The sequence below is a fragment of the Frondihabitans sp. PhB188 genome, from assembly GCF_003752365.1.
Taxonomy (GTDB): Bacteria; Actinomycetota; Actinomycetes; order Actinomycetales; family Microbacteriaceae; genus Frondihabitans.
Genome location: NZ_RJUO01000003.1, coordinates 113,506 through 135,664 on the forward strand (window position 1 = coordinate 113,506; position 22,159 = coordinate 135,664).

Here is a 22,159-nt window from a genome sequence, read left to right on the forward strand (position 1 = left end):
TGTGGCTGCCGGCGACCGCGTCACCGTCGAGGGGCACGTGCTGCGCCTCACGCACCTCGACAAGGTGCTGTATCCCTCGACGGGCACCACCAAGGGCGACGTGCTCGCCTACTACGCGGGGATCGCCGAGCACCTGATCGCGCACGCCGAGGGTCGGCCAGCTACCCGCAAGCGCTGGGTGAACGGCACCGGCGAGGAGCCCTTCTTCGAGAAGAACCTCCCCGAGTCGGCCCCCGGGTGGATCCCCCGCCACACCATCGAGCACAAGGGCCACGACAACGTCTACCCGATGGTGAACGACCTGGCGACGCTCACCTGGCTCGGCCAGCAGGCAGCCCTCGAGATCCACGTGCCGCAGTGGCGCTTCGGCCCGCGCGGTGCCCAGCGCAACCCCGACCGGCTCGTGCTCGACCTCGACCCGGGCGACGGCGTCGGCCTGCCCGAGTGCGTGTTCGTGGCGCAGGAACTCCGGCCCATCCTGCGCGGCATGGGCCTCGACCCGATGCCCGTGACGAGCGGCAGCAAGGGAATCCATCTCTACGCGGCGCTCGACGGTTCGCAGCCGCCCGACGTCGTCAGCGAGGTGGCACACGAGCTGGCCCGCGCCCTCGAGGCCGATCACCCCGACCTGGTGCTCAGCTCGATGGGCAAGGCCGACCGGCGCGGCAAGGTGTTTCTCGACTGGTCGCAGAACAACGGCAGCAAGACGACGGTCGCCCCGTACTCGCTGCGCGGACGCGAGCGGCCGACGGTCGCGGCACCCCGCACCTGGCGCGAGCTGGCGTCGAAGTCGCTGCGCCAGCTCGAGATCGGCGACGTGCTGACGGCCGTGAAGCGGCGCGGCGACCCGCTGGCGGGCATGTCGGCGGGCGCTCCCGTGCCCGCGGACGAGGAGGACGGCGATGCGGCCGAGGACCGCCTGACGGCGTACCGCTCGAAGCGGGATGCCTCGAAGACGCGGGAGCCCGTTCCTGCGACCGCTCCCGTCTCGACCGACGGCCGCAGCTTCGTGATCCAGGAGCACCACGCGCGGCGCCTGCACTGGGACTTCCGGCTCGAGCACGACGGCGTGCTGGTGAGCTGGGCGCTGCCCAAGGGCGAGCCCGCCGACGTGAAGCACAATCGCCTCGCCGTGCAGACCGAAGACCACCCGCTCGAGTACGGCACCTTCGAGGGCACCATCGCGAAGGGCGAGTACGGGGCCGGCACGGTGTCGATCTGGGACTCCGGCGAGTACGAGCTCGAGAAGTGGCGCGACGGCAAGGAGGTCATCGCGGTGCTGCACGGCGAGCAGCGGGGCACGAGGCGCGTCGCGCTGATCCACACGGGCGAGCAGAACTGGCTGATCCACCGTATGAAAGACACGGCGGTCGACGACCACGGGGCGCAGGAACCCGACCACCCGCGCGCGCGCCCGAAGCCGTCGTCGAAGCCCGCCCCGTCGCACCGTGCCGCCGGGCCGCCCGCCGCCCCGATGCTCGCCACCGCCGGCACGGCCGCCGACATCGGGGGGCCCGACGAGTGGGCCTACGAGCTGAAGTGGGACGGCCTCCGCGCCACGGTCGTCGTGCAGGACGGCTCTGTCACCATCGCCAGCCGCAACGGCCACGACCTCACGCCGTCGTACCCGGAGTTCGCCGCGCTGGCCGAGCGGCTGACCGGAGCCGACGACGCCGTGCTCGACGGCGAGATCGTCGCCGTCGACCCGTCGGGGCGGCCCGACTTCGGGCTCCTGCAGACGCGGATGAAGCTGACCCGGCCGCGCGACGTGGAGCGCGTCTCGAAGTCGGCGCCCGTGCGACTGCTGCTGTTCGACGTGACCGCGGTCGACGGTCGCTCGCTCGTGAAGGAGCAGTACGACGAACGCCGAGCGACCCTCGAGGGCCTCGTCGACACCGACCGCACCATCGACGTGCCGCCGGCATTCGAGGGCGACCTCGACGGCGCCGTCGCCTTCTCGAAGTCGCTGCGCCTCGAGGGAGTCGTGGCCAAGCGACGCGACAGCACCTACACGGCCGGACGCCGCAGCCGCGCCTGGATCAAGATCAAGCACCACGCCACCCAGGAGGTCGTGATCGCCGGCTGGCGCCCGGGAGCGGGCCGTCGATCCGGCGGCGTGGGATCTCTGCTGGTCGGCATCCCCGGTCCGGACGGCCTCCGGTACGCGGGCCGCGTCGGAACCGGGTTCCGCGACTCCGACCTCGACGACCTGCAGGAGCGCCTGGGGCGTCTCGCCCGGAAGACCTCGCCGCTCGTCGACGTCCCCGCCGCCGACTCCCGCGACGCGCACTGGGTGACCCCGTCGCTCGTCGGCGAGGTCGAGTTCGCGGAATGGACGTCGACGGGCCGCCTCCGACAGCCGTCGTGGAGGGGGTTCCGGCCCGACAAAGACCCGGTCGACGTCGTCCTGGAGAAGCCGGAACGCCCGCCCTCGGGCCTCCACGAGGGCTAGCCTGACCCCATGGCCAATCGCTCCGGCGAACGCGTAGTTCTGGTCGTCGCGATCCTCGCGTCGTTCGTGGCCTTCCTCGACGGCTCGATCGTCACGGTGGCGCTGCCGGCGATCGCCCGCGACCTCGGAGGCGGCGTGACGCTGCAGGCCTGGGTCGTCGACGGCTACCTGCTGACTCTCGGCTCGCTCATGCTCGTAGCAGGGTCGCTCTCGGACACCTTCGGCCGGGTGCGCATCCTCCGCATCGGCCTGGCCGGATTCGCGGCGACCTCGATCCTGGCCGCCGTGGCGCCCAGCGCCGGCCTCCTGATCGCCGCGCGCGCACTGCAGGGCGTCTCGGGGGCCCTCCTCGTGCCGTCGAGCCTCGCGGTCATCACGGCGACCTTCTCCGGTGCTGCCCTCGCCCGTGCCATCGGTACCTGGACCGCCTGGACCGGCGTCGCCTTCCTGATCGGCCCGCTGGCCGGCGGCGGCCTGGTCGACACGGTCGGCTGGCGCTGGGTGTTCGGCATCGTCGTGGTCCCCGTCGTCGTCACGCTCGTCGTCATGGGTCGACTGCCGGGCGATGCCCATCGAGGAGGCGCCGGAACGGGCGCCCACGTCGATGTGCCCGGCGCCGTGCTGGCGGCCCTCGGGCTCGCGGGCCCCGTCTTCGCGCTGATCGAGGGCCAGCGGATCGGCTTCGACGACCCGTTCGTGCTGACGGCGCTCGTGGCCGGCGTCGCCTGCCTCGTCGCCTTCGTCTGGTGGGAGCGGCGAACGACCCAGCCGATGCTGCCGCTCCGCCTGTTCTCGGTGCGCGCGTTCAGCGTGAGCAACCTCGCGACCGTCGGCATCTACGCCTCGGTGAGCCTCGGCACGCTCGTGATCCCGCTCGCTGTGCAGGAGATCGGCCACCTGCCCGCGACGGTCTCCGGGCTCATCACCCTGCCGACGACGGTCGTGTCGCTGCTGCTGTCATCGCGCGTGGGCGCCCTGGCCGGCCGGTTCGGCCCCCGCCCCTTCATGGCGGTCGGGCCCCTGATCACAGCGGCCGGCTTCCTCTGGATGCTGACGGTCTCGACCGACTTCGACCCCTGGCTGCAGATCCTGCCCGGCGTCACCCTGTTCGGCCTCGGCATGACAATCACGGTGACGCCGCTGACCTCCACGGTGCTCGGCCAGATCGATCCGTCGGAGGCCGGCATCGCCTCAGCCGTCAACAACGCGATCTCGCGGGTCGCCGGCCTGGTCGCGATCGCGTTCGTCGGCGTCATCGCGGGAGGCGTGCTCGACGTCCCCGGCTTCCACCGCGTCGTCATCGTGGTCGCCGTGCTGCTCGTCATCTCGGCGGCGGTGTCGTTCTTCGGGCTGCCGCGCGGGCTGATGGCCGAGCGGACGACGCCGCCGACGGCGCCCGCGCCTTCGCCTTCGTCGTCGTCTTCGTCGTCGTCGTCTTCTTCTTCGTCTTCGTCTTCAACGAAGGGCTAGGCGCTCGCGACCGTCGCCCGGACGCCAAAAGCCGCCCCATGCTCCGGTAGGGCGGAGGGGGCGGCTTCGGCGGGTCCTGACGAGGGATGCTTCGCACTGCGCGACGACCTGTAGGGGATGGTCGCCGACAGCGGCTCGCAGGACCGGTCTGGGGGGAGGTCAGTCCGCTCCGAACTGGCGCACTCGCTCCTCGAGCCAGTCGTCGCTGACCGAGACGCGTCCGTAGTCTCCGAAGTCATGCTGCTGGCCCAGCGAGAGCGCTGAGAGCCCTTCGTCGTGAAGCTGTTCGTTGTCCATTAATCGACCTCCTGGTCTGACGGTAATTCAGGTCGGCAGGAGGCCACGAGTCCACCTTCGGGGCGCGCTCGTTCGGGGGCAGACGGGTCGTCGCCCCCTCGTTCGGGTCGTTCCGAGACGCGCCACGGCCCGCCCGGGAGTCAGGGCGTGTAGACGAACGTGCCCGTCGCCGAGCCGTTCAGCGGGTGCGGGAATCGCTCCCCCACCTCGACCCAGCCCTGCGAGCGGTACAGCCCGACCGCCACGGCGTTCTCGACGAGCACGTGCAGCACCGCCTCGTCGTACCCGGCGGACGCGATGCGCTCGTGCACGGCGCGGAGCAGGCGCCCACCCAGGCCGGCCCCCTGGCGACCGGGGGCCACCGCGAAGAGCGAGAGGTAGGCGGCGGCGGGCGGGTCGGCGGGGCGGCCGGTTCCTGCGCCCGTGACCAGGCTGAAGGCCGCGATCTCGGCGAGCTCGTCGCGCAGAACCACCCAGGCGACGCGCGCGAGGGCGAACTTGCCGCGGCAGCGCTCGGCCGTGCCCTCGACGGGCGGATGGCCGTCGCGCACCTCGAGGGCGTGCAGCCACAGCGCGACGCAGGCCTCGAGATCGTCGTCCGAGGCCTCGGCTGTCACGATGCTCACCCGTCCATCATGGCGCAGGAACTGCCCCGCCCCGCCGAGCTCGGCCTCAGGAGGCGGGTGCGCCGGCGCGGAGCCCCACCGCCGGCAGGATGACGCTGTCGACGAGCGAGACGAGGAACTCGCGGTCGACGGGCTTGCGCTGCACGAGCGTGCGGTAGGCGGCCATCGACGGCGAGATCAGCGAGAGCGCTTCGACGTCGCAGTCGGCCGAGATCTCGCCGCGATCGATCGCGCGCTGGAAGAGCACGCGGTTGATCTTCGCTCGGGGCTCGACCATCGCGGCGTTGACGGCGTCGGACATCTCGGGGCTCCGCGCGATGAGCGACACGATGCCCGCCATGACTTTGAGCTTCTTGTCGGCGTCGTCGATCGAATGCGGGCGGATGAGGGCGAGGAGGTCGCCGCGCAGCGTTCCCGTGTCGGGCAGGGTCTCCGGAGCGACGCCGCGCTTCATGCAGGCGATGGCCTCGATGACGAGCTCGCTCTTGGAGCCCCAGCGGCGGTAGACCGTCGCCTTGCCGGCCTTGGCGCGGGCCGCCACCATCTCCATGGTCATGCCGTCGTAGCCCTCCTCGGCAAGGACGTCGATGGCCGCGCTGAGGATCTCGGGGTCGCGGGTGTGGTCGCGCTTGCGGCCCAGCTTGGCGGGCTCGGGGCTGCCGGGCTCGGGGCTGCCGGGCTCGGTGCTTGAACGCTCGGGGCTGGCGCTGGTCGCTGGCATGTCGGTGGTCGCTGGCATGGTTCTCTCGTCGGGATCGACTCGCGTCATTGCCGTCGCCCCTTTTCTCGTTGTGCCGATTATACGTCTGCACATTGTGAAACTCAATAGTTCCGAAACTCGCCAGAACCGGATAGAGTTCCCCGCATGACGCAAACCTCCCCCGTTACCGGCGCCCCGAGCGCCGTGGTGGCGCCTCGCCGGTGGCTCACCCTCACCACCGTCGCCCTGGCGCAGCTCATGGTCGTGCTCGACTCGACCGTCGTCAACATCGCGCTCCCTAGCGCCCAGCACGACCTCGGATTCACGAACGGCGAACGCCAGTGGATCGTCACCGCCTACTCCCTCGCCTTCGGCAGCCTCCTGCTGCTGGGCGGGCGCCTCTCCGACCTCATCGGCCGCAAGCGCACCTTCATCATCGGCCTCATCGGCTTCGCCCTCGCCTCGGCCCTGGGCGGCGCGGCCGGCAGCTTCGGCATGCTCGTGTTCGCCCGGGCCCTGCAGGGCGCCTTCGGAGCGCTCCTCGCCCCGACCGCGCTCGCCGTGCTCACGACGACCTTCACCATCCCGAAGGAGCGCGCCCGCGCGTTCGGCGTGTTCGGCGCCATCGCCGGTGCGGGCGGGGCCATCGGCCTCCTGCTCGGCGGCGTGCTGACCGAGAACTTCAACTGGCGCTGGAACCTCTACATCAACGTCTTCATCGCCGTCATCGCCGTCATCGGCGCCGTGATCTTCGTCACCAGCCCCAAGCGCCAAGGGCCGCGTCCGAAGCTCGACGTGCCCGGCACCGTCCTGGTCTCGGCCGCGCTGTTCTCGCTCGTCTACGGGTTCTCGAACGCCGAGACCGAGAAGTGGTCGTCGCCGCTCACGTGGGGCTTCCTGTCGGCCGCCGGGATCCTGCTCATCGCCTTCGTCCTCTGGCAGCGTCGCGCGGCGCACCCGCTCCTGCCGCTGCACATCATCCTCGACCGCAACCGCGGCGCCGCCTACGCGTCGGTCACGATCGCGGGTGCGGGCATGTTCGGCATCTTCCTGTTCGTGACGTACTACCTGCAGACGTCGCTGGCGTACACGCCGATCCAGACGGGCGTCTCGTTCCTGCCGATGATCGGCATGCTCGTGCTCGCCGCCCAGCTGTCGACGAACATCTTCGTTCCCCGTTTCGGCCCCAAGATCATGGTGCCGTTCGGCATGGTGCTCGGCGCAGCGGGAATGCTCTACCTCACCCGCCTGGGCCTGGACAGCACCTACGCCCGCGACGTGCTCCCCGCGCTGATGGTGCTCGGCTTCGGCATGGGCTCCATCATGCCCGCGTCGATCCAGACCGCGACCCTCGGCGTCGACCGCGGCCACGCCGGCGTGGCCTCGGCGATGGTCAACACCAGCCAGCAGGTCGGCGGATCGATCGGCACGGCGCTGCTCAACACGCTCGCCGCCACCGCCGCAGTGAACTACGTCGCGTCGCACACCCCCGCCACCGCGCGCGTCGCGGCCGAGGCCGCCGTGCACAGCTACGCGACCGCGTACGCCTGGGGCGCCGGCTTCTTCGCCTTCGGTGCCGTGATGGCCGTGCTGCTCTTCCGCACCCGGTCCGACACCCGGGCCCGGGCCGAGGCCGCCACCGCTCGCGCCGACGCGGAGGCCGCCGCCGAGGGCACGACCGTCGACTCGTCGCCGGCCGAGCCGGTCGTCGCGCACTAGCCGCGCCGCCGCGAGGCCCCCGCGCGCGTCGCGTGCGGGGGCCTCGCGGCGTTGCGAAGCGTGCGGGGCCTCGCCGCGTGCGGGCTCGGCCAAGCGCGGGGTCCTCGCCGCGTGCGGCCCCGTGCGCGTCCGCGCCGCGCGCGCCGCGCCCGTCCGCTCGCCCCGCGCGCGCCCCCGCCGCCCCCTCACGCCGCCGCTCCCTCTCGCGACATGGCCCTTCCCGTCGGGCCGGCCCCGCCGCGGCGACAAGCACGGCCACCTCGCGCCAGCCGCGCCCGCCCACGCCGGCGCGCCACCCGCCGCCGCCCCGCGCCCGCACGCGCCGCCTCTCCTTCCCGCGAGATGGCCCCCGCCGTCGCGCTGGCCTCGCCCCGGCGACAAGCACGGCCACCTCGCGCCAGCCGCGCCCGCCCACGCCGGCACGCCACCCGCCGCCGCCCCGCCCCGCCCCCGCCCCGCGCCCGCCCCCGCCGACCCTCCCGCGAGATGGCCTCCGCCGTCGGGCCGGACCCGCCGGGGCGACAAGCACGGCCACCTCGCGCAGGCCGGGCCCACCCACGCCCGACCAGCCACCCCGACCCCACCCGCGAGATGGCCCTTCCCGTCGGGCGCGACCCGCCGGGGCGACGTGCACGGCCACCTCGCGGAAGCCGCGCCCGCCCACGCCGGCGCGCCACCCGCCGCCGCCCCGCGCCCGCCCGCGCTGGCGAGCAACCCGCCGACCCTCCCGCGAGATGGCCCCCGCCGTCGGGCCGGCCCCGCCGCGGCGACAAGCACGGCCACCTCGCGCAAGCCGCGCCCGCCCGGCGCCAGCGCCGGCGCTACACCCCGACGGGCTCGTAGATCTCGCTCAGGACACGGTCGGCCAGCCCGAGCCCGGTCGTCATGCCGATGCCCGTCGTCACGGAGACGACGTGCACGCCATCGAGAGGCTCCTCGACCAGGAACTCCTCCGGCGCCACCGCGTACACGCCCTGCCAGCGCTCCACGACCTCGAGCGTCGACGCCGGCTGGCCGAAGAAGTCGGCCGTCCCGCGCAGCAGGGCGTCGAACGACCCCTCCGACTGGAACGGCGCGATCGCGTCGTCGCGGTAGTGCGTGTCGCCGACGATGACCGTTCCGTCGGGCAGCTGCGTGTACATCTGGTTGATGTCGAGGGCGCGGAACTCGGGGTCGCCGGCCCATAGCCGCTCGCGCACGGCCTCGAGCGAGGGCGCCGTGGCGAAACCCGAGTAGCGCAGCATCGACCAGCCGGTGAGCACGGGCCCGGCGAGCGGCGCGGTCAGGCCGGGGATCCGCACGCGCATCATGTCGAGCCCGCAGCGGCGCACGCCGTACGCGGCCGACAGGTCGGGGAAGAGCTGGTCGACGTCGTAGTTGACGGCGACGACGATCTGGTCGGCGCCGATCCTGCCCCGGGTGGTGTGCAGTCGACCCGAGCGGATGGTCCGCACCGCGGTGGCGAACGCGAAGGTCACGCCGCGCGACTCGAGGTAGGCGACGATCTGGCCGGCCGCCTCGCGCGGGTTCAGCTGCAGGTCGTCGAGCAGATGCGCTCCCCCGACGGCGGACGCCGCACCGGTGAGCCGGGCCGTGTCGTCGGCGCCGATCATCTCGACCGACGTGGGGCGCCGGGCGGCGAACTCCGACAGCGCGCGCAGCTCGTCGTCGGCGCGGGCCGCCACGTACCCGCCGCCGTCGCGCATCCACAGCCCCGCCTCGTCGCGGAGGCGCAGCCACAGCTGGCGACTGCGGTCGGCGTAGACCTGAGCGGCCCCGGACTGCACGCTGATGCACGCGTGGCCGAAGTTCCTGATCGTCGATCCGTTGGGCCTGCTGGTCCGGTCGACGACGTGCACGCTGAGCCCCCGGTCGACCGCCGCCAGGGCGTGGCCGAGCCCGACGATGCCGGCGCCGACGATCGCCACGTCGACGATCCGGTCGAAATCCTTTGCCATGCGCAGAGGCTAGGTCGGCCCGGTTGACTGCTGGTGAACACATCCGCATGGTTGAGTGGGCGCGTGCCCCTTCGACCTCCGTCTTCGTCGCGAACCCCCAGCATCCTGCCCCCGAGAATCCTGGCTCTCGACCGCAGGATCGGGCGGCGCGTCAACGGGGCCGGCACCGGCCCCGCCCTCGACCGCGTGCTCCTCGGCCTCTCGACCGCGGCCAACAACGGCCTCCTCTGGTACGGGGTCGCCGGCGCCCTCGCGCTGACCGGCCCGACCGGGCGCCGCGCGGCCGTGCGCGGCCTGCTCTCGCTCGGCGGGTCGAGCGCCGTCGCCAACCTCGTCGCCAAGCCGCTGTTCGGCGGGCACCGCCCCGTCGCCGCAGACATCCCCGTGGCGCGGCAGCTGAAGGTCTTCCCGCAGTCGGCGTCGTTCCCGTCGGGCCACACGGCGAGCGCCTTCGCGTTCGCCACCGGCGTCGCCCTCGAGAGCCCCGGCAGGGCGGCGCTGATCGCGCCGATCGCGGTCGGCGTCGCGTACTCGCGACTGCACGTCGGCGCGCACTGGGTGTCGGACGTGGTCGGGGGCGCCGTGATCGGGTCGGGTGTGGCGGTGGCGGGGCAGTTCCTGCGCCCGGAGCGCCTTGTCGCGCGGCTGGCCCGACGGGCGAAGCGGGCAGCGGCGGCAGGGCGGCTGGCACACTAGACGCGTGCCTCACTTCCTCGAAGACCTCGAAGCGGGTCAGACCTTCGTCACCCCCGGCCGCACGATCACCGAGGCCGACGTGGTCTCGTTCGCGAGCTGGACCAACGACAACAACCAGGTGCACACCGACGCCGAGTTCGCGAAGTCGACGCGATACGGTCGACGCGTCGTGCACGGGCTGCTCGGCACGTCGCTGTGCCTCGGGCTGATCGCGCGCACCGGCGTCTTCGAGGGGTCGGCGGTCGCGCTGCTCGGCATCGACGGCTGGAGCTTCTCGGCGCCGATCTTCATCGGCGACACCGTGACCTGCACCGTCGAGATCCTGTCGACGCGGCTGACCTCGTCGGGCACGACCGGCATCGTCGAGCGGGCGGTCAGCCTGCGGAACCAGCGCGGCGAGGTCGTGCAGTCGGGGCGCATGGACCTGATGGTGCTGACGCGCGACGCCGCGATCGGCTAGAGCGGACCCAGACCACGGGTGGCACCCCGGGCCTAGCGGGCGACGATCGCCTCCGCGTTGTCGGCGATCCAGTCCATGAGAGGCAGCAGGCGCTCGGCGGCCTCGCGCCCGAGCGGCGTCAGCTCGTAGTCGACGCGCGGTGGGATGGTCGCCTGGGCCTCGCGGTGCACGAGCCCGTCGGCCTCGAAGGTGCGGAGCGTCGACGCCAGCATCTTCTCGCTGATGCCCTCGATCTCGCGGTGCAGCTCACCCCAGCGATGACCGCCCTGCTCGAGAGCGAGGAGCACGAGCACACCCCAGCGGCTCGTGATGTGGGTGAGCACGGTGCGAGTGGGGCAGTCGGCCGGGTATTTTCCCGAGGTGAGGCCGGGGCGGGGCCGGGAAACCGCAAAACTGACGTCCATGGCGGGTAGCTTACAAAAAAGTGCGTACCTGCGTTCGGGAAGTCAGGTGCGACCTTCACCGTTGTCCCCACCATCGGGCCACTCGCCCGCCGCCCTTCGAAAGGACTCCCCCCATGTCGTACATCGTCACCGCCTCCTCGGGCCACCTCGGCGGCCTCATCGTCGACGCGCTCCTCGCCCGCGGCGCCGCCCCCGACAGCGTCGTCGCCACCGCGCGCGACACTGCCAAGATCCAGGCATTCGCCGACCGCGGCATCACCACCGCGACCCTCGACTACTCGAAGCCCGAGACCATCGCCAGCGCCATCGGGGCCGGCGACACCGTGATCCTCGTGTCGAGCGACGCCGTGGGCCAGCGGCTCGAGCAGCACTCCGCCGTCGTCGACGCCGCGAAGGCCGCCGGCGCCGCGCGCATCATCTACACGAGCGCCCCGAAGGCCGACGACACCGCGCTGATCCTGGCGCCCGACCACAAGGCCACCGAGGAGTACATCGCCGCCTCGGGCGTGCCCTTCACGTTCCTGCGCAACGGCTGGTACACCGAGAACTACGCGGGCGAGGTCGCCAAGGGCCGCGACTCGGGAGAGATCACGGCGAGCGTCGGCGAGGGACGCGTCGCCAGCGCCAGCCGCAAGGACTACGCCGAGGCCGCCGCCGCGGCCGCGCTCGACGAGTCGACGACGGGCAAGACGTACGAGCTCTCGGGCGACTCCGCCTGGAACTGGAACGAGCTCGCCGAGACCATCTCGGGCATCGTCGGCACGCCCGTCGTGTACCGCGCGCTGACGCCCGAGGAGCACGCCGCGCAGCTGGCGTCGTTCGGCCTCGACGAGGGCACGGTCGGCTTCGTCGTCGCGCTCGACGGCAACATCCGCGACGGCCTGCTCGAGGCCACCTCGGGCGACCTCACGGCGCTCATCGGCCGCCCGACGACTCCGCTCGCCGAGGGCCTCGCCGCCGCGCAGTAGCGGCTGACGCAGCAGCCGCCCACGCAGCAGCCGCCCACGCAGTAGCGGCTGACGCAGCAGCCGCCCACGCAGCAGCCGCTGCGCAGCATCCGCCGACGCACGAAGACGCCCCCTGCCTTGCGGCAGGGGGCGTCTTCGCGGTGAGCCCTAAGCGGTCAGAGACAGCGGCTGAAGCCGGCGAGTGATCTGCCGGAACTCGATCTCGGCGTCGAGCGCGTCCATGCGCCCGTCGTCGACGGCCGTCGATACCCGCACGAGGTCCAGCCGTCGTTCGGCCCGCTCGCGCGCCGTGAAGATCGTGTCGGAGTCGATCGCCTTCGCCGCCTCGAGCCGGGCAAGAATGGCGTCCTTGGTCCAGCGGTGTGTCGTGCTCATGTCTTACCCCTTTCGTCGTGCTTCGCGAGTGGTTCCGCAACGCCTCAGAAGCCTGAATCGTTACGGTGCCGTTATCTAATGTGGTCAGAGTAAGCGCCCGAGTCGACGAAAGGTACGCCCCCGAACGGGTCAGACGGTAAACGTCTCATTACGACGAAGAGTGCGGCGTGTTACGCCACGCCGCCGCGGTCCGCGGCAGTCTCCGCTGCCTCTCGTGCGCGCGAGATGGCCGTCCGCGTCGCTGGAGCCGCCCCGAGCTGACGACGAGGGCCATCTCGCCGCCCGTCAGGGGACAGCGCGCAGCACCGCCGGCCTCGAGGCGCGCGGCCGAGCTCAGCGGCTGGTGAGGCCGCTTCCGGCGGTGGCGGGCAGCCGCCAGGCCGGGACGAGCGAGACGAACAGGATCACGGCGATGACGATGAGGGCGAAGTCGTAGGCGATGACGCTTCCCGCGGGGTCCTGCCCTCCGCCCAGCCAGGCGATCCCGGCCGACACCGCGATCGCCCCGAGCGCGATGCCCGACCCGATCGCGATCTGCGAGATGGTCGAGTCGAGCACGTTCGCGTGCGTCATCTGAGCCTTCTCGACGTCGGCGTAGGTGATCGTGTTGTACGCCGTGAAGCCGACCGAGCGCGCCGCTCCCGAGACGACGAGCACGATCACCATGACGACGAACGGCGTATCGGCGCGGAAGAAGGCCATGCCGACGAGGCAGGCCACTCCGACGAGGTGCGCGGCCACGAGCAGTCGGCGGAAGCCGAACGTCTTGAGCATCCACGTCGTCGTGGGCTTCACCGCGAGGTTGCCGGCGAAGAGGAAGAGGATGGCCGAGCCGGCCTGCACCGGGGTCCAGCCGAAGGCGCTCTGGAAGAGCAGCGGCAGCACGAACGGGATGGCGCTGATGACGAACCGGTAGACCGCGCCCCCGCCGAGCGCGACCCCGAACGTGTGGATGCGGAGCAGGCGGAGGTCGACGAACGGCTTCGGCGTCGTGAGCAGGTGGCGTATGGCCAGCCCGATCAGGATCGCGCCGGACGCTCCGAACACGATCGCCTGCAGCACGTCGACCGGGGTGATGGTGAGCAGGGTCGCCGCCCAGACGAGCGCCCCGATGCCGACGGACGACAGCGAGAGGCCGACCCAGTCGGGCGGCGTGGGCTCGATGCCGGTGTCCGCGGCGGCCCCGGTGGGCAGGATCCGGAGCGCGGCGATGAACCCGATGACGCCCAGGGGCACGTTGATCAAAAAGATCCAGTGCCACGACGCGTACGTGGTGAGCAGACCGCCGACGAACGGCGCGAGGATGGGGGCGACCAGTGCAGGCCAGGTCAGCAGCGCCACGGCCCGGATCAGGTCGGCCTTAGCGGTGACGCGCAGCACGGTCATGCGGCCGACCGGCACCATCATGGCGCCGCCGACGCCCTGGACGATGCGCGCGACGACCAGCGCCGGCAGGGCGGTGCTGAGGGCGCAGGCGATCGAGGCGAGGGTGAACAGCGCGATGGCGACCAGCAGGATCCGCCGGCTCCCGAAGCGGTCGGCGAGCCAGCCGCTCACCGGGATCAGCACGGCGACGGTCAGCACGTAGGCGGTGATCGTCACGCCGACGCTCGTCGCATCGACTCCGAGGTCGCGGGCGATGCTCGGGACGGCCGTCGTGACGATGGTCGAGTCGAGGTTCTCCATGAAGAAGCACCCCGCGACGAGCAGCGCCAGGGGTACCTGGCTCACGGATCGCGTCGTCGTCATCTCCTCCAGTATGGCCTTCCCCGCCGCAGGTACCGAACCCCTCGTCCGCGCGGGTGAGATGCGGCGCCCGCAGGCGCGGGCACCCCGGAACGCTCTTCCCGCTCAGCTAGTCTTCGGGTCCGTCACTGCTTTTGATGATTGGGTTCCCGGATGTCCGATTCGCCTCGAACACGCCTTCGCGTCAGGCCGCGCCACGTGATCCGCTGGATCGCGATCGTCGTCGTCCTGCTCCTCGTCGGCACCGTCGCCTACGCCGTGTACAACTACCAGACCTTCGTCGGCGGCGTCACGCACATCGACGCACTGCCCGCCACGACCTCCGTCGCGAAGTCGAGCGGCCAGAACATCCTCCTCGTCGGCGACGACCACCGCCCCGCGAACGCCTCGGCCGAAGAGCTGGCCGAGCTCGGCACGACCGCCGACGGCGGCGGCACCAACACCGACTCGATGCTCGTGCTCCACATCCCGGACGGCGGCGGCCAGGCATCGCTCGTCTCCTTCCCCCGCGACTCGTGGGTGTCGATCCCCGGCTACGGCATGGGCAAGCTCAACGCCGCGTTCGCCTACGGCAGCACCAAGGGCGGCGCGGCCGGCGGCGCCCAGCTGCTGATCTCGACGATCGAGAACCTCACAGACATGCACATCGACCACTTCGTGCGCATCTCGATGGTCGGCTTCTACGACGTGGCGAAGGCGCTCGGCCCGATCCAGGTCTGCCTCAACAACGCCGTCGACGACCCCTACTCGACGTTCAAGGCGCCGGCCGGCGTCTCCGAGCTCGACGCCAAGCAGACCCTGGCGTTCGTCCGCCAGCGGCACGGCCTCCCGAACGGCGACATCGACCGCGAGGCCCGCCAGCGCTACTTCCTCAGCGCCGAGGCCCACAACTTCCTCTCGGCGTCGACCCTCCTCAACCCCGGCAGGCTGAAGAAGTCGCTGAAGGCGGTCAGCGGCGCGATCCAGACCGACCCCGACCTCAACTGGATCACCCTCGGGCTGCAGCTGAAGAACCTCGCCGGCGGCAACCTGAAGTCGACGACCATTCCGATCACGGGCACGCCGACGATCTACTACAACGGCACCGCGGTCTCGATCGTGCAGGTCGACACCGACAAGATGGCGTCGTTCGTCGCCTCGCTCGACGAGAAGACCACGGCGACGACGAAGGCTGCGGCCGCCCCCACGACGGTCAAGCCCTCCCAGGTCACCGTCCAGGTGCTCAACGGCGGCGGAGTCGCCGGCGCCGCAGCGACCGCCACGTCGTCGCTCACGTCGGCCGGTTTCACCGTCATGACGCCGGGCACCGTCTCGACGCGTAGCGCCACGACGATCCAGTACCCGGCGTCGATGACCGCGGAGGCGAAGACGCTCGCGAAGTACGTCCCCGGCGCCACTCTCGAGGCGGTGACCGGCGTCTCGAACGTCACCCTCGTGCTCGGTACCGATGGAGCGACCGCCAGCTCGAAGGCGTCGTCCGGCTCGTCGTCGGCGGGGTCGGCGGGCTCGGGTTCGGGCGCAGGAACGAGCGGCTCCTCGACGAAGAAGACCGAGGCGGCCGCGGCCACCACCCTCGCCTGCATCAACTGACGCGGCGGCGCCGACGGGGTGCTCGCCGGGGCGAGGGCCCGCGGGAGCGTGCAGGGTGGCGCGACCGGGTCAGGCCCGCATGCCCTTCGAGGTGCGACGCCGTCGATCGCGCGCCGTGCGGAGAGCCCAGACGACCGCTCCGCCCAGCAGCGCGCCCGCCGTGTTCGTCGCGAGGTCGCCAACCGACGCGAGCCGCGCGGGCAGGAACATCGCCTGGCCGCTCTCGACGACGAGCGACAGGGTGAGCCCGATGACGCCCGAGACCCACCAGAGCGGTCGCATGGCGACGGACGCGACGAGAGCGCCGAACGGCAGGAACATCACCACGTTCGCGACGCTCTGCAGGAGGTCGTAGTCGACGAAGGCCGGGACCCCGTCGGCGTGCCAGCGGCGGAACAGCGCCGAGAGCGCTCCGTCGGCGCCGGCGTCGACGCGCGTCGGCCAGAACGTGACGGCGAGGATCGCGATCAGGACGACGAGCACGGCGACCCACTCGATCGTGCGCAGCCGTCTGTCCATCGCTCGACGGTAGCGGATCGGCGCTGTGCTGAGCTCCGCGCACCCTCTCCTGGCGCGACGGGTCAGTCGCCGACGACCTCGTCGGCGCGGTGGGCGCCGTAGAACTCGGACTGGCGGAGCATGATGTCGGCCATGTCGGTTCCGCCGCCGTAGACCGTGCCGACGAAGTCGAGGCCTTTCTGGATGGCCCAGATCTCATCGTGCCGGTCGGGCGGGAGGATCGCCGCCGGGCTCCCGACGGCGACCCAGCCGATCGGCACGACGACGCCGGGCTCGATGGTCGTGTTGACTTGGACGACGCCGTGGATCCTCACCTCGGCGCCGGCCCCGATGCGACTGCCCGGGAAGAGCGCCGCACCCGTCGCGATGAACGCCCCGTCGGCGACATCGCTGCCGTTGACGTGGGCGTTCGGCCCCACCATCACGGACGACCCGATGCGCGCCGGATACCCCGCGCGGCCGCGGACGACGGCGTTCTCCATCACGACGGTGTTCTCGCCGATGTCGACTCGGCCGTCTTCGGCGCTGAGCACTGCTCCGGGCAGGATGCGCGCGCCGGCTGCCACGTGGACGTCGCCCACGAGGGTGGCTGCGGGCGACACGACGGCGTCGGCGTGGACGATGGGCACGGCGTCGCGGTGGCGGATCAGCACGGCCCCACCGTAGCAAGGGCCCTCGGGCATAGAGAAAATGGCCCTCCCGGAGGGGAGAGCCATTTTCGTCTCGTGGATCTGAGGGGACTCGAACCCCTGACCCCCTGCATGCCATGCAGGTGCGCTACCAGCTGCGCCACAGACCCGGACCGTGTAGACCCAGACAGTGTTGCTCGAGAAGGTTTCCCTGCCGAAGCAACCCTGCAAGATTACTACACTTTTCTCGAGGTCAAGACCACAGGTCAAGACCACCTCCTAGGAGGCGGGCACCACCAGGCCGTCCCACGTCGTGTTCAGGTACGCCTTCGTCTTGTCCGAGAGCAGCAGCTTCTTGAGCTCGAGCACGCGCGGGTCGTCCGCCAGCTTCTTGGTCGTGGCGAGCACGTTGTAGTAGTCGCTGTCCTTGCCCTCGACGAGGATCGCCTTCGACGAGTCGAGGCCGGCGGGGAGGGCGAACGAAAGCGTCACGAATGCGGCGTCGACGTCGGGCAGTGACTGCGGCAGCGTGGCGTTGTCGATCTCCTTGAAGGTGAACTTCTTCGGGTTCGACGTGATGTCGGAGAGGACGGTGGGGTTGTCCCTGGTCTCGATCAGGCCCTTGCCGGCGAGGATCTTGAGGGCGCGGCCCTCGTTGGTCGGATCGTTCGGGACGGCGATCGTCGCGCCGCTCGTCAGGTCGTCGACGCTCTTCACCTTGTCGCTGTAGAACGCGGCGGTCGGCAGGTAGATCTTGCCGACGCTGACGAGGTCGTCGCCGGCGGCCTTGTTGTAGGTGTCGAGGAAGGTCTCGTTCTGGAACAGGTTGGCCTGGACGTCTCCGTCGTGGAGGGCCGGGTTCGGCGTGTTGTAGTCCTGGAACTCGGTGTACTGCACGTCGAGACCGGCGGCCTTCGCCTCGTTGTCCTGGATGTACTTGAGGATGTCGCCGGCAGGGGTGGCGAGAGCGCCGACCTTGATGGTGCCGAGCTTCGCATCGGACGACCCGGAGTCGGACGACCCGGCGCAGCCCGTGAGGGCGAAGGCGATCGCGGATACGGCGGCGATGGCGCCGACGAGCTTGGGGGTGCGGGTGCGGATGGACACGGTGTTCTCTCGTTTCAGGTGGGAGGTGCGACCAGGGGTGTGCGGGACTTCGTGCTGGGGATGCGGTGCGCGAGCCGACGGGCTGCCCAGCCGGCGAGGATCTGCACCACCATGACGATGACGAAGATCACGATGATGACGACCACGATGTACGCGGTCGAGTAGCGCTGGTAGCCGTACGAGTAGGCGACCTGGCCGAGCCCGCCGCCGCCGACGACGCCGACCATGGCCGAGAAGTTGATGATCGACGTGACCGTGGTCGAGAGGCCGAGCAGGAGCGCTCCCGCGGTCTCGGGCACGAGCACCTTCGAGACGAGCTGCCAGCGCGTGGCGCCCAGCGAGTCGGCGGCCTCGATGAGGCCGGGGTCGATCTCGCGCACGGCGATCTCGACCATTCTCGCGAAGAACGGGATCGCGACGACGGAGAGCGGCACGATCGCCGCAGTGGTGCCGATGAAGGTGCCGATCACGAGGCGTGTGAACGGGATCAGCGCGATCATCAGGATGATGAACGGCACGGAGCGGCCGAGGTTCACCACGAAGTTGAGGATGCGGTTGATGGTGGCCGACAGCCCTCGCGAGCCGCCGATCCGCTCCAGGAAGGAGCGCCGCTCGGTGCCGACCAGCAGGATGCCGAGCGGCAGGCCGATGACGATCGTCACGAGCAGCGCGACCCCGGTCATGTAGAGCGTCTGCACGAGGCCCTGCAGCACGTTCTGGATCAGAATTGGCCAGAAGTCGGGCGCGGAGTAGTCGATCACGAGGCGGCTCTCGACGGGGTGTGGATGACCTCGACCAGGAGATCCTGCGAGCGGAGGTCGGCGATGGCCGCATCGACCGCGGTGCCGGATCCGGGAATCTCGAGGCGCGTGCGCCCGGCCTGCTTGCCGGCGATCGTCTCGATGGCCGCGCCGAGGATGCTGACGTCGAAGCCGTGGGTGCGGGCGAGCTGGGCGATGACGGGCCGATCGGCGCTGCCGCCCGAGAACGTGATGTCGACGACCGTTCCGCTGACGTCGGGGGGAAGGTCGTGCAGGGGGAAGAGGTCGGCCGCGAGCCGCGATCCCGGCGTCGTGATGACGTCGGCGAGGCGGCCCTGCTCGACGATCCGGCCCGATTCGAGAAGCGCGGCCGAGTCGCAGATGCGCTTGATGACGTCCATCTCGTGCGTGATCAGCAGCACGGTGAGCCCGAGCTCGTCGCGGATCGTGCGGATCAGCTCCAGGATCGAGCGCATGGTCTCGGGGTCGAGAGCGCTGGTCGCCTCGTCGCTGAGCAGCACCTTCGGGTTCGACGCGAGAGCGCGGGCGATGCCGACGCGCTGCTTCTGGCCGCCCGAGAGCTGAGCCGGGTACGAGTCGGCCCGGCTCGAGAGGCCGACGAGATCGAGGATCTCCCCCGCGCGACGACGACGCTCGACGCGGTCCACCCCGGCGATCTCGAGGGCGAGCTCGACGTTGCCCCGGGCCGTCCGGCCCTGCAGCAGGTTGAACTGCTGGAAGACCATGCCGATGTCGTGGCGCGCGGCTCGAAGGCCCTGTGCGTCGAGCCCCAGGAGGTCGCGGCCGTCGACCGCAACCGTGCCGGAGTCGGGGCGCTCCAGCAGATTGACGGTGCGGATGAGAGTGCTCTTGCCGGCGCCGGACTGGCCGACGACTCCGAAGATCTGCCGCTCGGCGACCTCGATCGACACGTCGTCGAGGGCCCGGACGGCGCCGGATGCCCCGGAGAACGTCTTGTGGAGGTGCTGAAGCGAGATCACGGGCGCCTTGAGTCGTCGGAGACGCCCGACGGTGGGCGAGTGGGAGGGTGCCCACAATGATTCCACGAGCACCGTCACACCGTGACGCGGTGTGACGCAGCGTTACGGCTCAGGCCTCGTGAGCCGAGGACTCCTGCAGCTCGCGCGACACGTCGAGGGCGATGGCAGGGCAGTCGCTCCAGAGGCGCTCGAGCGAGTAGAACTGGCGGTCTTCCTCATGGAAGACGTGCACGACGATGTCGCCGAAATCGAGGAGGATCCAGCGCCCCTCGGAACGGCCCTCACGGCGAAGCGGCTTGACGCCGGCCTCGATCATCTTGTCTTCGATCTCGCCGGCGATGGCGACGACGTTGCGCTCATTGCGCCCGGAGGCGAGCAGGAAGATGTCGGTGAGGGCGAGCGGCTCGGACACGTCGAGGGCGACGAGGTCTTCGGCCTGCTTCGAGTCGGCGGCGCGGGCGGCGAGCTGGACCAGCTCGATGGCACGGGAAGTGGCGGTCACGGATTCCTTTGGGAACGGAGAAATGGGGTGCGCCCGGATGGGGCAGCGAGAGTGGTGCTACAGAACGCCGGTGACGAAACCGGCGACGACCAGACCCACGATAACAACAACTACGACTCCAACACAGATGGTGGCGACCATTGGGAGTCGGCTGGGCTTCGGCTGAGAAGTCAGAACCACGGCCCGCGTCGACGTGTTCGCGCTCACAGCGCGGCTCGCCCGGACCGGCGTGGCGTCGGACTCCGGCTGCTCCCGGTCGCCCTCCTCGAGCATGCGGTCGATGTCGGCGCCGTCGATCCGCTGCGCGGAGTGCGAGCCGGTGGCTGCCAGACTGCGGGGCAGGTCGATCGAGCCCGTGATGATGACCTCACCGGTCGCGTTGAGCGCGCCCGTGACATCGAGCAGGCGGTCGTCGCCGATGACGACGGCGTTGTGCTGGCCGGTCGCACCGCTGAAGTGGCTGCCGACGCTCGAGTGCTCGTCGTCGTCGCGCTCGGCCTGCGTCGACCAGTGGCCGGTCGGCGGCACGTAGCCGCTCGGCTCGGGCACCGATGCCGGGATGCGGGACGCCGCGGGCTGCTGGGAGGGCTCGGGCGTCGACGAGATCGGCACCTCGACAGCCGCAGGGGGCTGCGCTGCCGATGAAGCCCCGGCCCCGGCGGGCGCGGGTGCCGCAGCAGAGGGCGCAGGAACTCGCGCGGCCTCCGCCGGGGCCGACGAGTCGAGCGACGCCGCCGCTGCGCCGCCCGAGAGCTGGAACGGGAACACGGTCGGCGTCGACGTCGGCGGCGGGGTCGCCGCCGCGAGGGTGCTCTCGGCGTCGGGCTCGGCCGTCGCACCACCGCGTCGGCGGATTCCGCCCGTCGTGGCGAAGTCAGCGTCGTCGACGGGCGCGGCGACGGGAGCGTCGACCGTTCGCCCGGCCGAGCGTGGTGTCGGAGTCGGCTGCGCGCCGGGGTGCGTGACCTCGTCGACGCTGGCCGGGGCGGCGGCGGACGGCACCGGGGGCTGGACCGGCACGCTCTGCACAGGCACCGATCGGACCGGCACCGGCTGAACCGGCACGGACTGCTGCCGAGGGGCCTCGGGGGCCGAGGCGCGGGCCGCCTCGCGCGGCGGGACGATCGGGGCCGGCGTTCCGTCCTCGATGTCGGCCGCGTAGCTGAGGGCATCGGAGAGGTTGCGGCCGGGCTGGGAGGCGGCCGACGACGGCTGGGGTGCGCGGAGCGGCACGGGCGCGGCATCGACGGGCTCGGCCGCCTGGCGCTGGGCGCGGAGCTCGCGGCGGGTGAGCCCGCCGGGTCCGACGATCGACCCGGGTGCCGGCGTCATCGCAGACGTTGGGGCAGGCTGCTGTTGCGGAGCCTGCTGGACGGGTGTCGGCGCCGTGACCGGAACGGAGGACGGCTTGGGCGAGCCGGACTCGGCCGAGATGCTCTCGGTGATCGCGGCGCCGGCCTCTCTCGCCCGTTCGAGGTCTCGCACCTGCCGCCTGGTGAGTGGTGGCTGGCCGTTGGTCGAACTCATTCAGTCTCCGATACGGATTCGGTCGCGACCGGGTCAGTGCTCGGTTCAGGTGATGCGGCTCGGTACAGGTGGTGCTTCGAGATGTACTGAACGACTCCGTCGGGGACCAGGTACCAGACAGGGGAACCACGGCCGACGCGGCTGCGACAGTCGGTGGACGAGATCGCCAGTGCGGGAACTTCGAGCAAGCTTACTTCGCTCTCTGGGAGTCCGCTGACGGAGAGGTCATGACCCGGCCGGGAGACGGCCACGAAGTGGGCGAGTTCCCAGAGTTCGGAGACGTCCTTCCAGTCGAGGATCTGCGCGACGGCGTCGGCACCGGTGATGAAGAACAGGTCGTCGTCGGGGTGGACGGCGCGCATGTCGCGGAGGGTGTCGATCGTGAAGGTCGTGCCCTCGCGGTCGATGTCGACGCGGCTGACCGTGAAGCGAGGGTTGGACGCCGTCGCGATGACCGTCATCAGGTAGCGGTGCTCGCCGGCGGTGACCGTGTGCTTCATCCACGGCTGACCGGTGGGGACGAAGACGACCTCGTCGAGATCGAACTCGGTGGCGACCTCGCTGGCCGCGACCAGGTGGCCGTTGTGGATGGGGTCGAACGTGCCGCCCATCACGCCGATGCGACGCTTACCGCCTCCAGGCGTGGCCACTG

Annotated in this window: 22 protein-coding genes and 1 tRNA gene; 7 read left to right on the forward strand and 16 right to left on the reverse strand. The window is 71.2% G+C overall.

Annotated features, from left to right (window positions below; all coding sequences use genetic code 11):
- Nucleotide 1: 1 nt before the first annotated feature.
- Nucleotides 2-2,452: an ATP-dependent DNA ligase gene (locus tag EDF46_RS09315; protein ID WP_123506032.1), complete on the forward strand. Its 2,451-nt coding sequence runs from the start codon at nt 2-4 to the stop codon at nt 2,450-2,452.
- A 9-nt stretch (nt 2,453-2,461) separates the two neighbouring features.
- Nucleotides 2,462-3,922: an MFS transporter gene (locus tag EDF46_RS09320; RefSeq protein WP_123506033.1), complete on the forward strand. Its 1,461-nt coding sequence runs from the start codon at nt 2,462-2,464 to the stop codon at nt 3,920-3,922.
- 159 nt (nt 3,923-4,081) lie between these two features.
- Here the strand turns inward: EDF46_RS09320 and EDF46_RS18305 are convergent, their stop codons facing one another.
- The 3 genes from EDF46_RS18305 to EDF46_RS09330 all read right to left on the reverse strand — a co-directional run bounded on the left by EDF46_RS18305 (nt 4,082) and on the right by EDF46_RS09330 (nt 5,584).
- Nucleotides 4,082-4,219: a hypothetical protein gene (locus EDF46_RS18305; protein ID WP_158614195.1), complete on the reverse strand. Its 138-nt coding sequence runs from the start codon at nt 4,217-4,219 to the stop codon at nt 4,082-4,084.
- A gap of 140 nt (nt 4,220-4,359) precedes the next feature.
- Nucleotides 4,360-4,845, reverse strand: a complete 486-nt coding sequence (locus tag EDF46_RS09325) for an N-acetyltransferase (protein WP_123506034.1) — start codon at nt 4,843-4,845, stop codon at nt 4,360-4,362.
- A 46-nt stretch (nt 4,846-4,891) separates the two neighbouring features.
- A complete protein-coding gene (locus EDF46_RS09330) occupies nt 4,892-5,584 on the reverse strand; it encodes a TetR/AcrR family transcriptional regulator (RefSeq protein ID WP_233579965.1) in 693 nt (230 codons plus the stop codon).
- Nucleotides 5,585-5,710: 126 nt separating this feature from the next.
- Between EDF46_RS09330 and EDF46_RS09335 the strand changes: the two genes are divergently transcribed.
- Nucleotides 5,711-7,264 (forward strand): MFS transporter, encoded by a 1,554-nt coding sequence (locus EDF46_RS09335; protein WP_123506035.1) that lies wholly within the window; start codon nt 5,711-5,713, stop codon nt 7,262-7,264.
- An 821-nt stretch (nt 7,265-8,085) separates the two neighbouring features.
- Here the strand turns inward: EDF46_RS09335 and EDF46_RS09340 are convergent.
- Nucleotides 8,086-9,222 (reverse strand): TIGR03364 family FAD-dependent oxidoreductase, encoded by a 1,137-nt coding sequence (locus tag EDF46_RS09340; protein ID WP_123506036.1) that lies wholly within the window; start codon nt 9,220-9,222, stop codon nt 8,086-8,088.
- A gap of 63 nt (nt 9,223-9,285) precedes the next feature.
- On the opposite strand from EDF46_RS09340, the gene EDF46_RS09345 reads away from it, so the two are divergent.
- Both EDF46_RS09345 and EDF46_RS09350 read left to right on the forward strand, forming a co-directional pair.
- On the forward strand, nt 9,286-9,918 hold the full coding sequence (locus EDF46_RS09345; RefSeq protein WP_233579966.1) for a phosphatase PAP2 family protein: 633 nt from the start codon (nt 9,286-9,288) through the stop codon (nt 9,916-9,918).
- Between the two features lie 4 nt (nt 9,919-9,922).
- Nucleotides 9,923-10,378, forward strand: coding sequence for a MaoC/PaaZ C-terminal domain-containing protein (locus EDF46_RS09350; protein ID WP_123506037.1), 456 nt, complete (start codon nt 9,923-9,925; stop codon nt 10,376-10,378).
- A gap of 32 nt (nt 10,379-10,410) precedes the next feature.
- On the opposite strand, the gene EDF46_RS09355 is transcribed toward EDF46_RS09350, so the two are convergent.
- A complete protein-coding gene (locus tag EDF46_RS09355; RefSeq protein ID WP_123506038.1) occupies nt 10,411-10,782 on the reverse strand; it encodes a helix-turn-helix domain-containing protein in 372 nt (123 codons plus the stop codon).
- Between the two features lie 113 nt (nt 10,783-10,895).
- On the opposite strand from EDF46_RS09355, the gene EDF46_RS09360 reads away from it, so the two are divergent.
- Nucleotides 10,896-11,750: an NmrA family NAD(P)-binding protein gene (locus EDF46_RS09360; RefSeq protein ID WP_123506039.1), complete on the forward strand. Its 855-nt coding sequence runs from the start codon at nt 10,896-10,898 to the stop codon at nt 11,748-11,750.
- A 147-nt stretch (nt 11,751-11,897) separates the two neighbouring features.
- Here EDF46_RS09360 and EDF46_RS18000 read toward each other — a convergent pair whose 3' ends face one another.
- Together EDF46_RS18000 and EDF46_RS09370 are read right to left on the reverse strand one after the other, a co-directional pair.
- Nucleotides 11,898-12,125, reverse strand: a complete 228-nt coding sequence (locus tag EDF46_RS18000; protein WP_148061183.1) for a hypothetical protein — start codon at nt 12,123-12,125, stop codon at nt 11,898-11,900.
- A gap of 333 nt (nt 12,126-12,458) precedes the next feature.
- Nucleotides 12,459-13,874 (reverse strand): MFS transporter, encoded by a 1,416-nt coding sequence (locus EDF46_RS09370; RefSeq protein WP_123506041.1) that lies wholly within the window; start codon nt 13,872-13,874, stop codon nt 12,459-12,461.
- 195 nt (nt 13,875-14,069) lie between these two features.
- On the opposite strand from EDF46_RS09370, the gene EDF46_RS09375 reads away from it, so the two are divergent.
- Entirely contained in the window at nt 14,070-15,461 is a 1,392-nt protein-coding gene (locus tag EDF46_RS09375) for an LCP family protein (RefSeq protein ID WP_158614196.1), read from the forward strand.
- A gap of 69 nt (nt 15,462-15,530) precedes the next feature.
- Here EDF46_RS09375 and EDF46_RS09380 read toward each other — a convergent pair whose 3' ends face one another.
- The 9 genes from EDF46_RS09380 to nadD form a co-directional block, all read right to left on the reverse strand.
- Nucleotides 15,531-15,980, reverse strand: a complete 450-nt coding sequence (locus tag EDF46_RS09380) for a VanZ family protein (protein ID WP_123506043.1) — start codon at nt 15,978-15,980, stop codon at nt 15,531-15,533.
- Between the two features lie 62 nt (nt 15,981-16,042).
- Complete coding sequence (locus EDF46_RS09385; RefSeq protein ID WP_158614197.1) at nt 16,043-16,633, reverse strand: gamma carbonic anhydrase family protein; 591 nt, start codon at nt 16,631-16,633, stop codon at nt 16,043-16,045.
- A 73-nt stretch (nt 16,634-16,706) separates the two neighbouring features.
- Nucleotides 16,707-16,779: transfer RNA gene (locus EDF46_RS09390), tRNA-Ala, on the reverse strand.
- A gap of 109 nt (nt 16,780-16,888) precedes the next feature.
- Nucleotides 16,889-17,716 carry a MetQ/NlpA family ABC transporter substrate-binding protein gene (locus EDF46_RS09395; protein WP_233579967.1) on the reverse strand — a complete coding sequence of 276 codons (828 nt, stop codon included), beginning with the start codon at nt 17,714-17,716 and terminating at the stop codon, nt 16,889-16,891.
- Nucleotides 17,717-17,730: 14 nt separating this feature from the next.
- Complete coding sequence (locus EDF46_RS09400; protein ID WP_233579968.1) at nt 17,731-18,477, reverse strand: methionine ABC transporter permease; 747 nt, start codon at nt 18,475-18,477, stop codon at nt 17,731-17,733.
- A complete protein-coding gene (locus tag EDF46_RS09405; RefSeq protein WP_123506045.1) occupies nt 18,474-19,478 on the reverse strand; it encodes a methionine ABC transporter ATP-binding protein in 1,005 nt (334 codons plus the stop codon). Before EDF46_RS09405 ends, EDF46_RS09400 begins: the two co-directional genes overlap by 4 nt.
- Nucleotides 19,479-19,587: 109 nt before the next feature.
- Nucleotides 19,588-19,980 carry a ribosome silencing factor gene (gene rsfS, locus EDF46_RS09410; protein WP_123506046.1) on the reverse strand — a complete coding sequence of 131 codons (393 nt, stop codon included), beginning with the start codon at nt 19,978-19,980 and terminating at the stop codon, nt 19,588-19,590.
- Between the two features lie 57 nt (nt 19,981-20,037).
- Nucleotides 20,038-21,507 carry a hypothetical protein gene (locus EDF46_RS09415; protein WP_148061184.1) on the reverse strand — a complete coding sequence of 490 codons (1,470 nt, stop codon included), beginning with the start codon at nt 21,505-21,507 and terminating at the stop codon, nt 20,038-20,040.
- Entirely contained in the window at nt 21,504-22,157 is a 654-nt protein-coding gene (nadD, locus tag EDF46_RS09420) for a nicotinate-nucleotide adenylyltransferase (RefSeq protein ID WP_255410946.1), read from the reverse strand. The genes EDF46_RS09415 and nadD overlap by 4 nt, the downstream gene beginning before the upstream one ends.
- Nucleotides 22,158-22,159: the final 2 nt, after the last annotated feature.

Bases quoted from the DNA above. Each gene is read 5' to 3' on its own strand.
- EDF46_RS09320 (WP_123506033.1), top strand. From the start codon at position 2,462: ATGGCCAATCGCTCCGGCGAACGCGTAGTTCTGGTCGTCGCGATCCTC.
- EDF46_RS18305 (WP_158614195.1), bottom strand. From the start codon at position 4,219: ATGGACAACGAACAGCTTCACGACGAAGGGCTCTCAGCGCTCTCGCTG.
- EDF46_RS09330 (WP_233579965.1), bottom strand. From the start codon at position 5,584: ATGCCAGCGACCACCGACATGCCAGCGACCAGCGCCAGCCCCGAGCGT.
- EDF46_RS09335 (WP_123506035.1), top strand. From the start codon at position 5,711: ATGACGCAAACCTCCCCCGTTACCGGCGCCCCGAGCGCCGTGGTGGCG.
- EDF46_RS09340 (WP_123506036.1), bottom strand. From the start codon at position 9,222: ATGGCAAAGGATTTCGACCGGATCGTCGACGTGGCGATCGTCGGCGCC.
- EDF46_RS09355 (WP_123506038.1), bottom strand. From the start codon at position 10,782: ATGGACGTCAGTTTTGCGGTTTCCCGGCCCCGCCCCGGCCTCACCTCG.
- EDF46_RS09360 (WP_123506039.1), top strand. From the start codon at position 10,896: ATGTCGTACATCGTCACCGCCTCCTCGGGCCACCTCGGCGGCCTCATC.
- EDF46_RS18000 (WP_148061183.1), bottom strand. From the start codon at position 12,125: ATGAGCACGACACACCGCTGGACCAAGGACGCCATTCTTGCCCGGCTC.
- EDF46_RS09370 (WP_123506041.1), bottom strand. From the start codon at position 13,874: ATGACGACGACGCGATCCGTGAGCCAGGTACCCCTGGCGCTGCTCGTC.
- EDF46_RS09380 (WP_123506043.1), bottom strand. From the start codon at position 15,980: ATGGACAGACGGCTGCGCACGATCGAGTGGGTCGCCGTGCTCGTCGTC.
- EDF46_RS09415 (WP_148061184.1), bottom strand. From the start codon at position 21,507: ATGAGTTCGACCAACGGCCAGCCACCACTCACCAGGCGGCAGGTGCGA.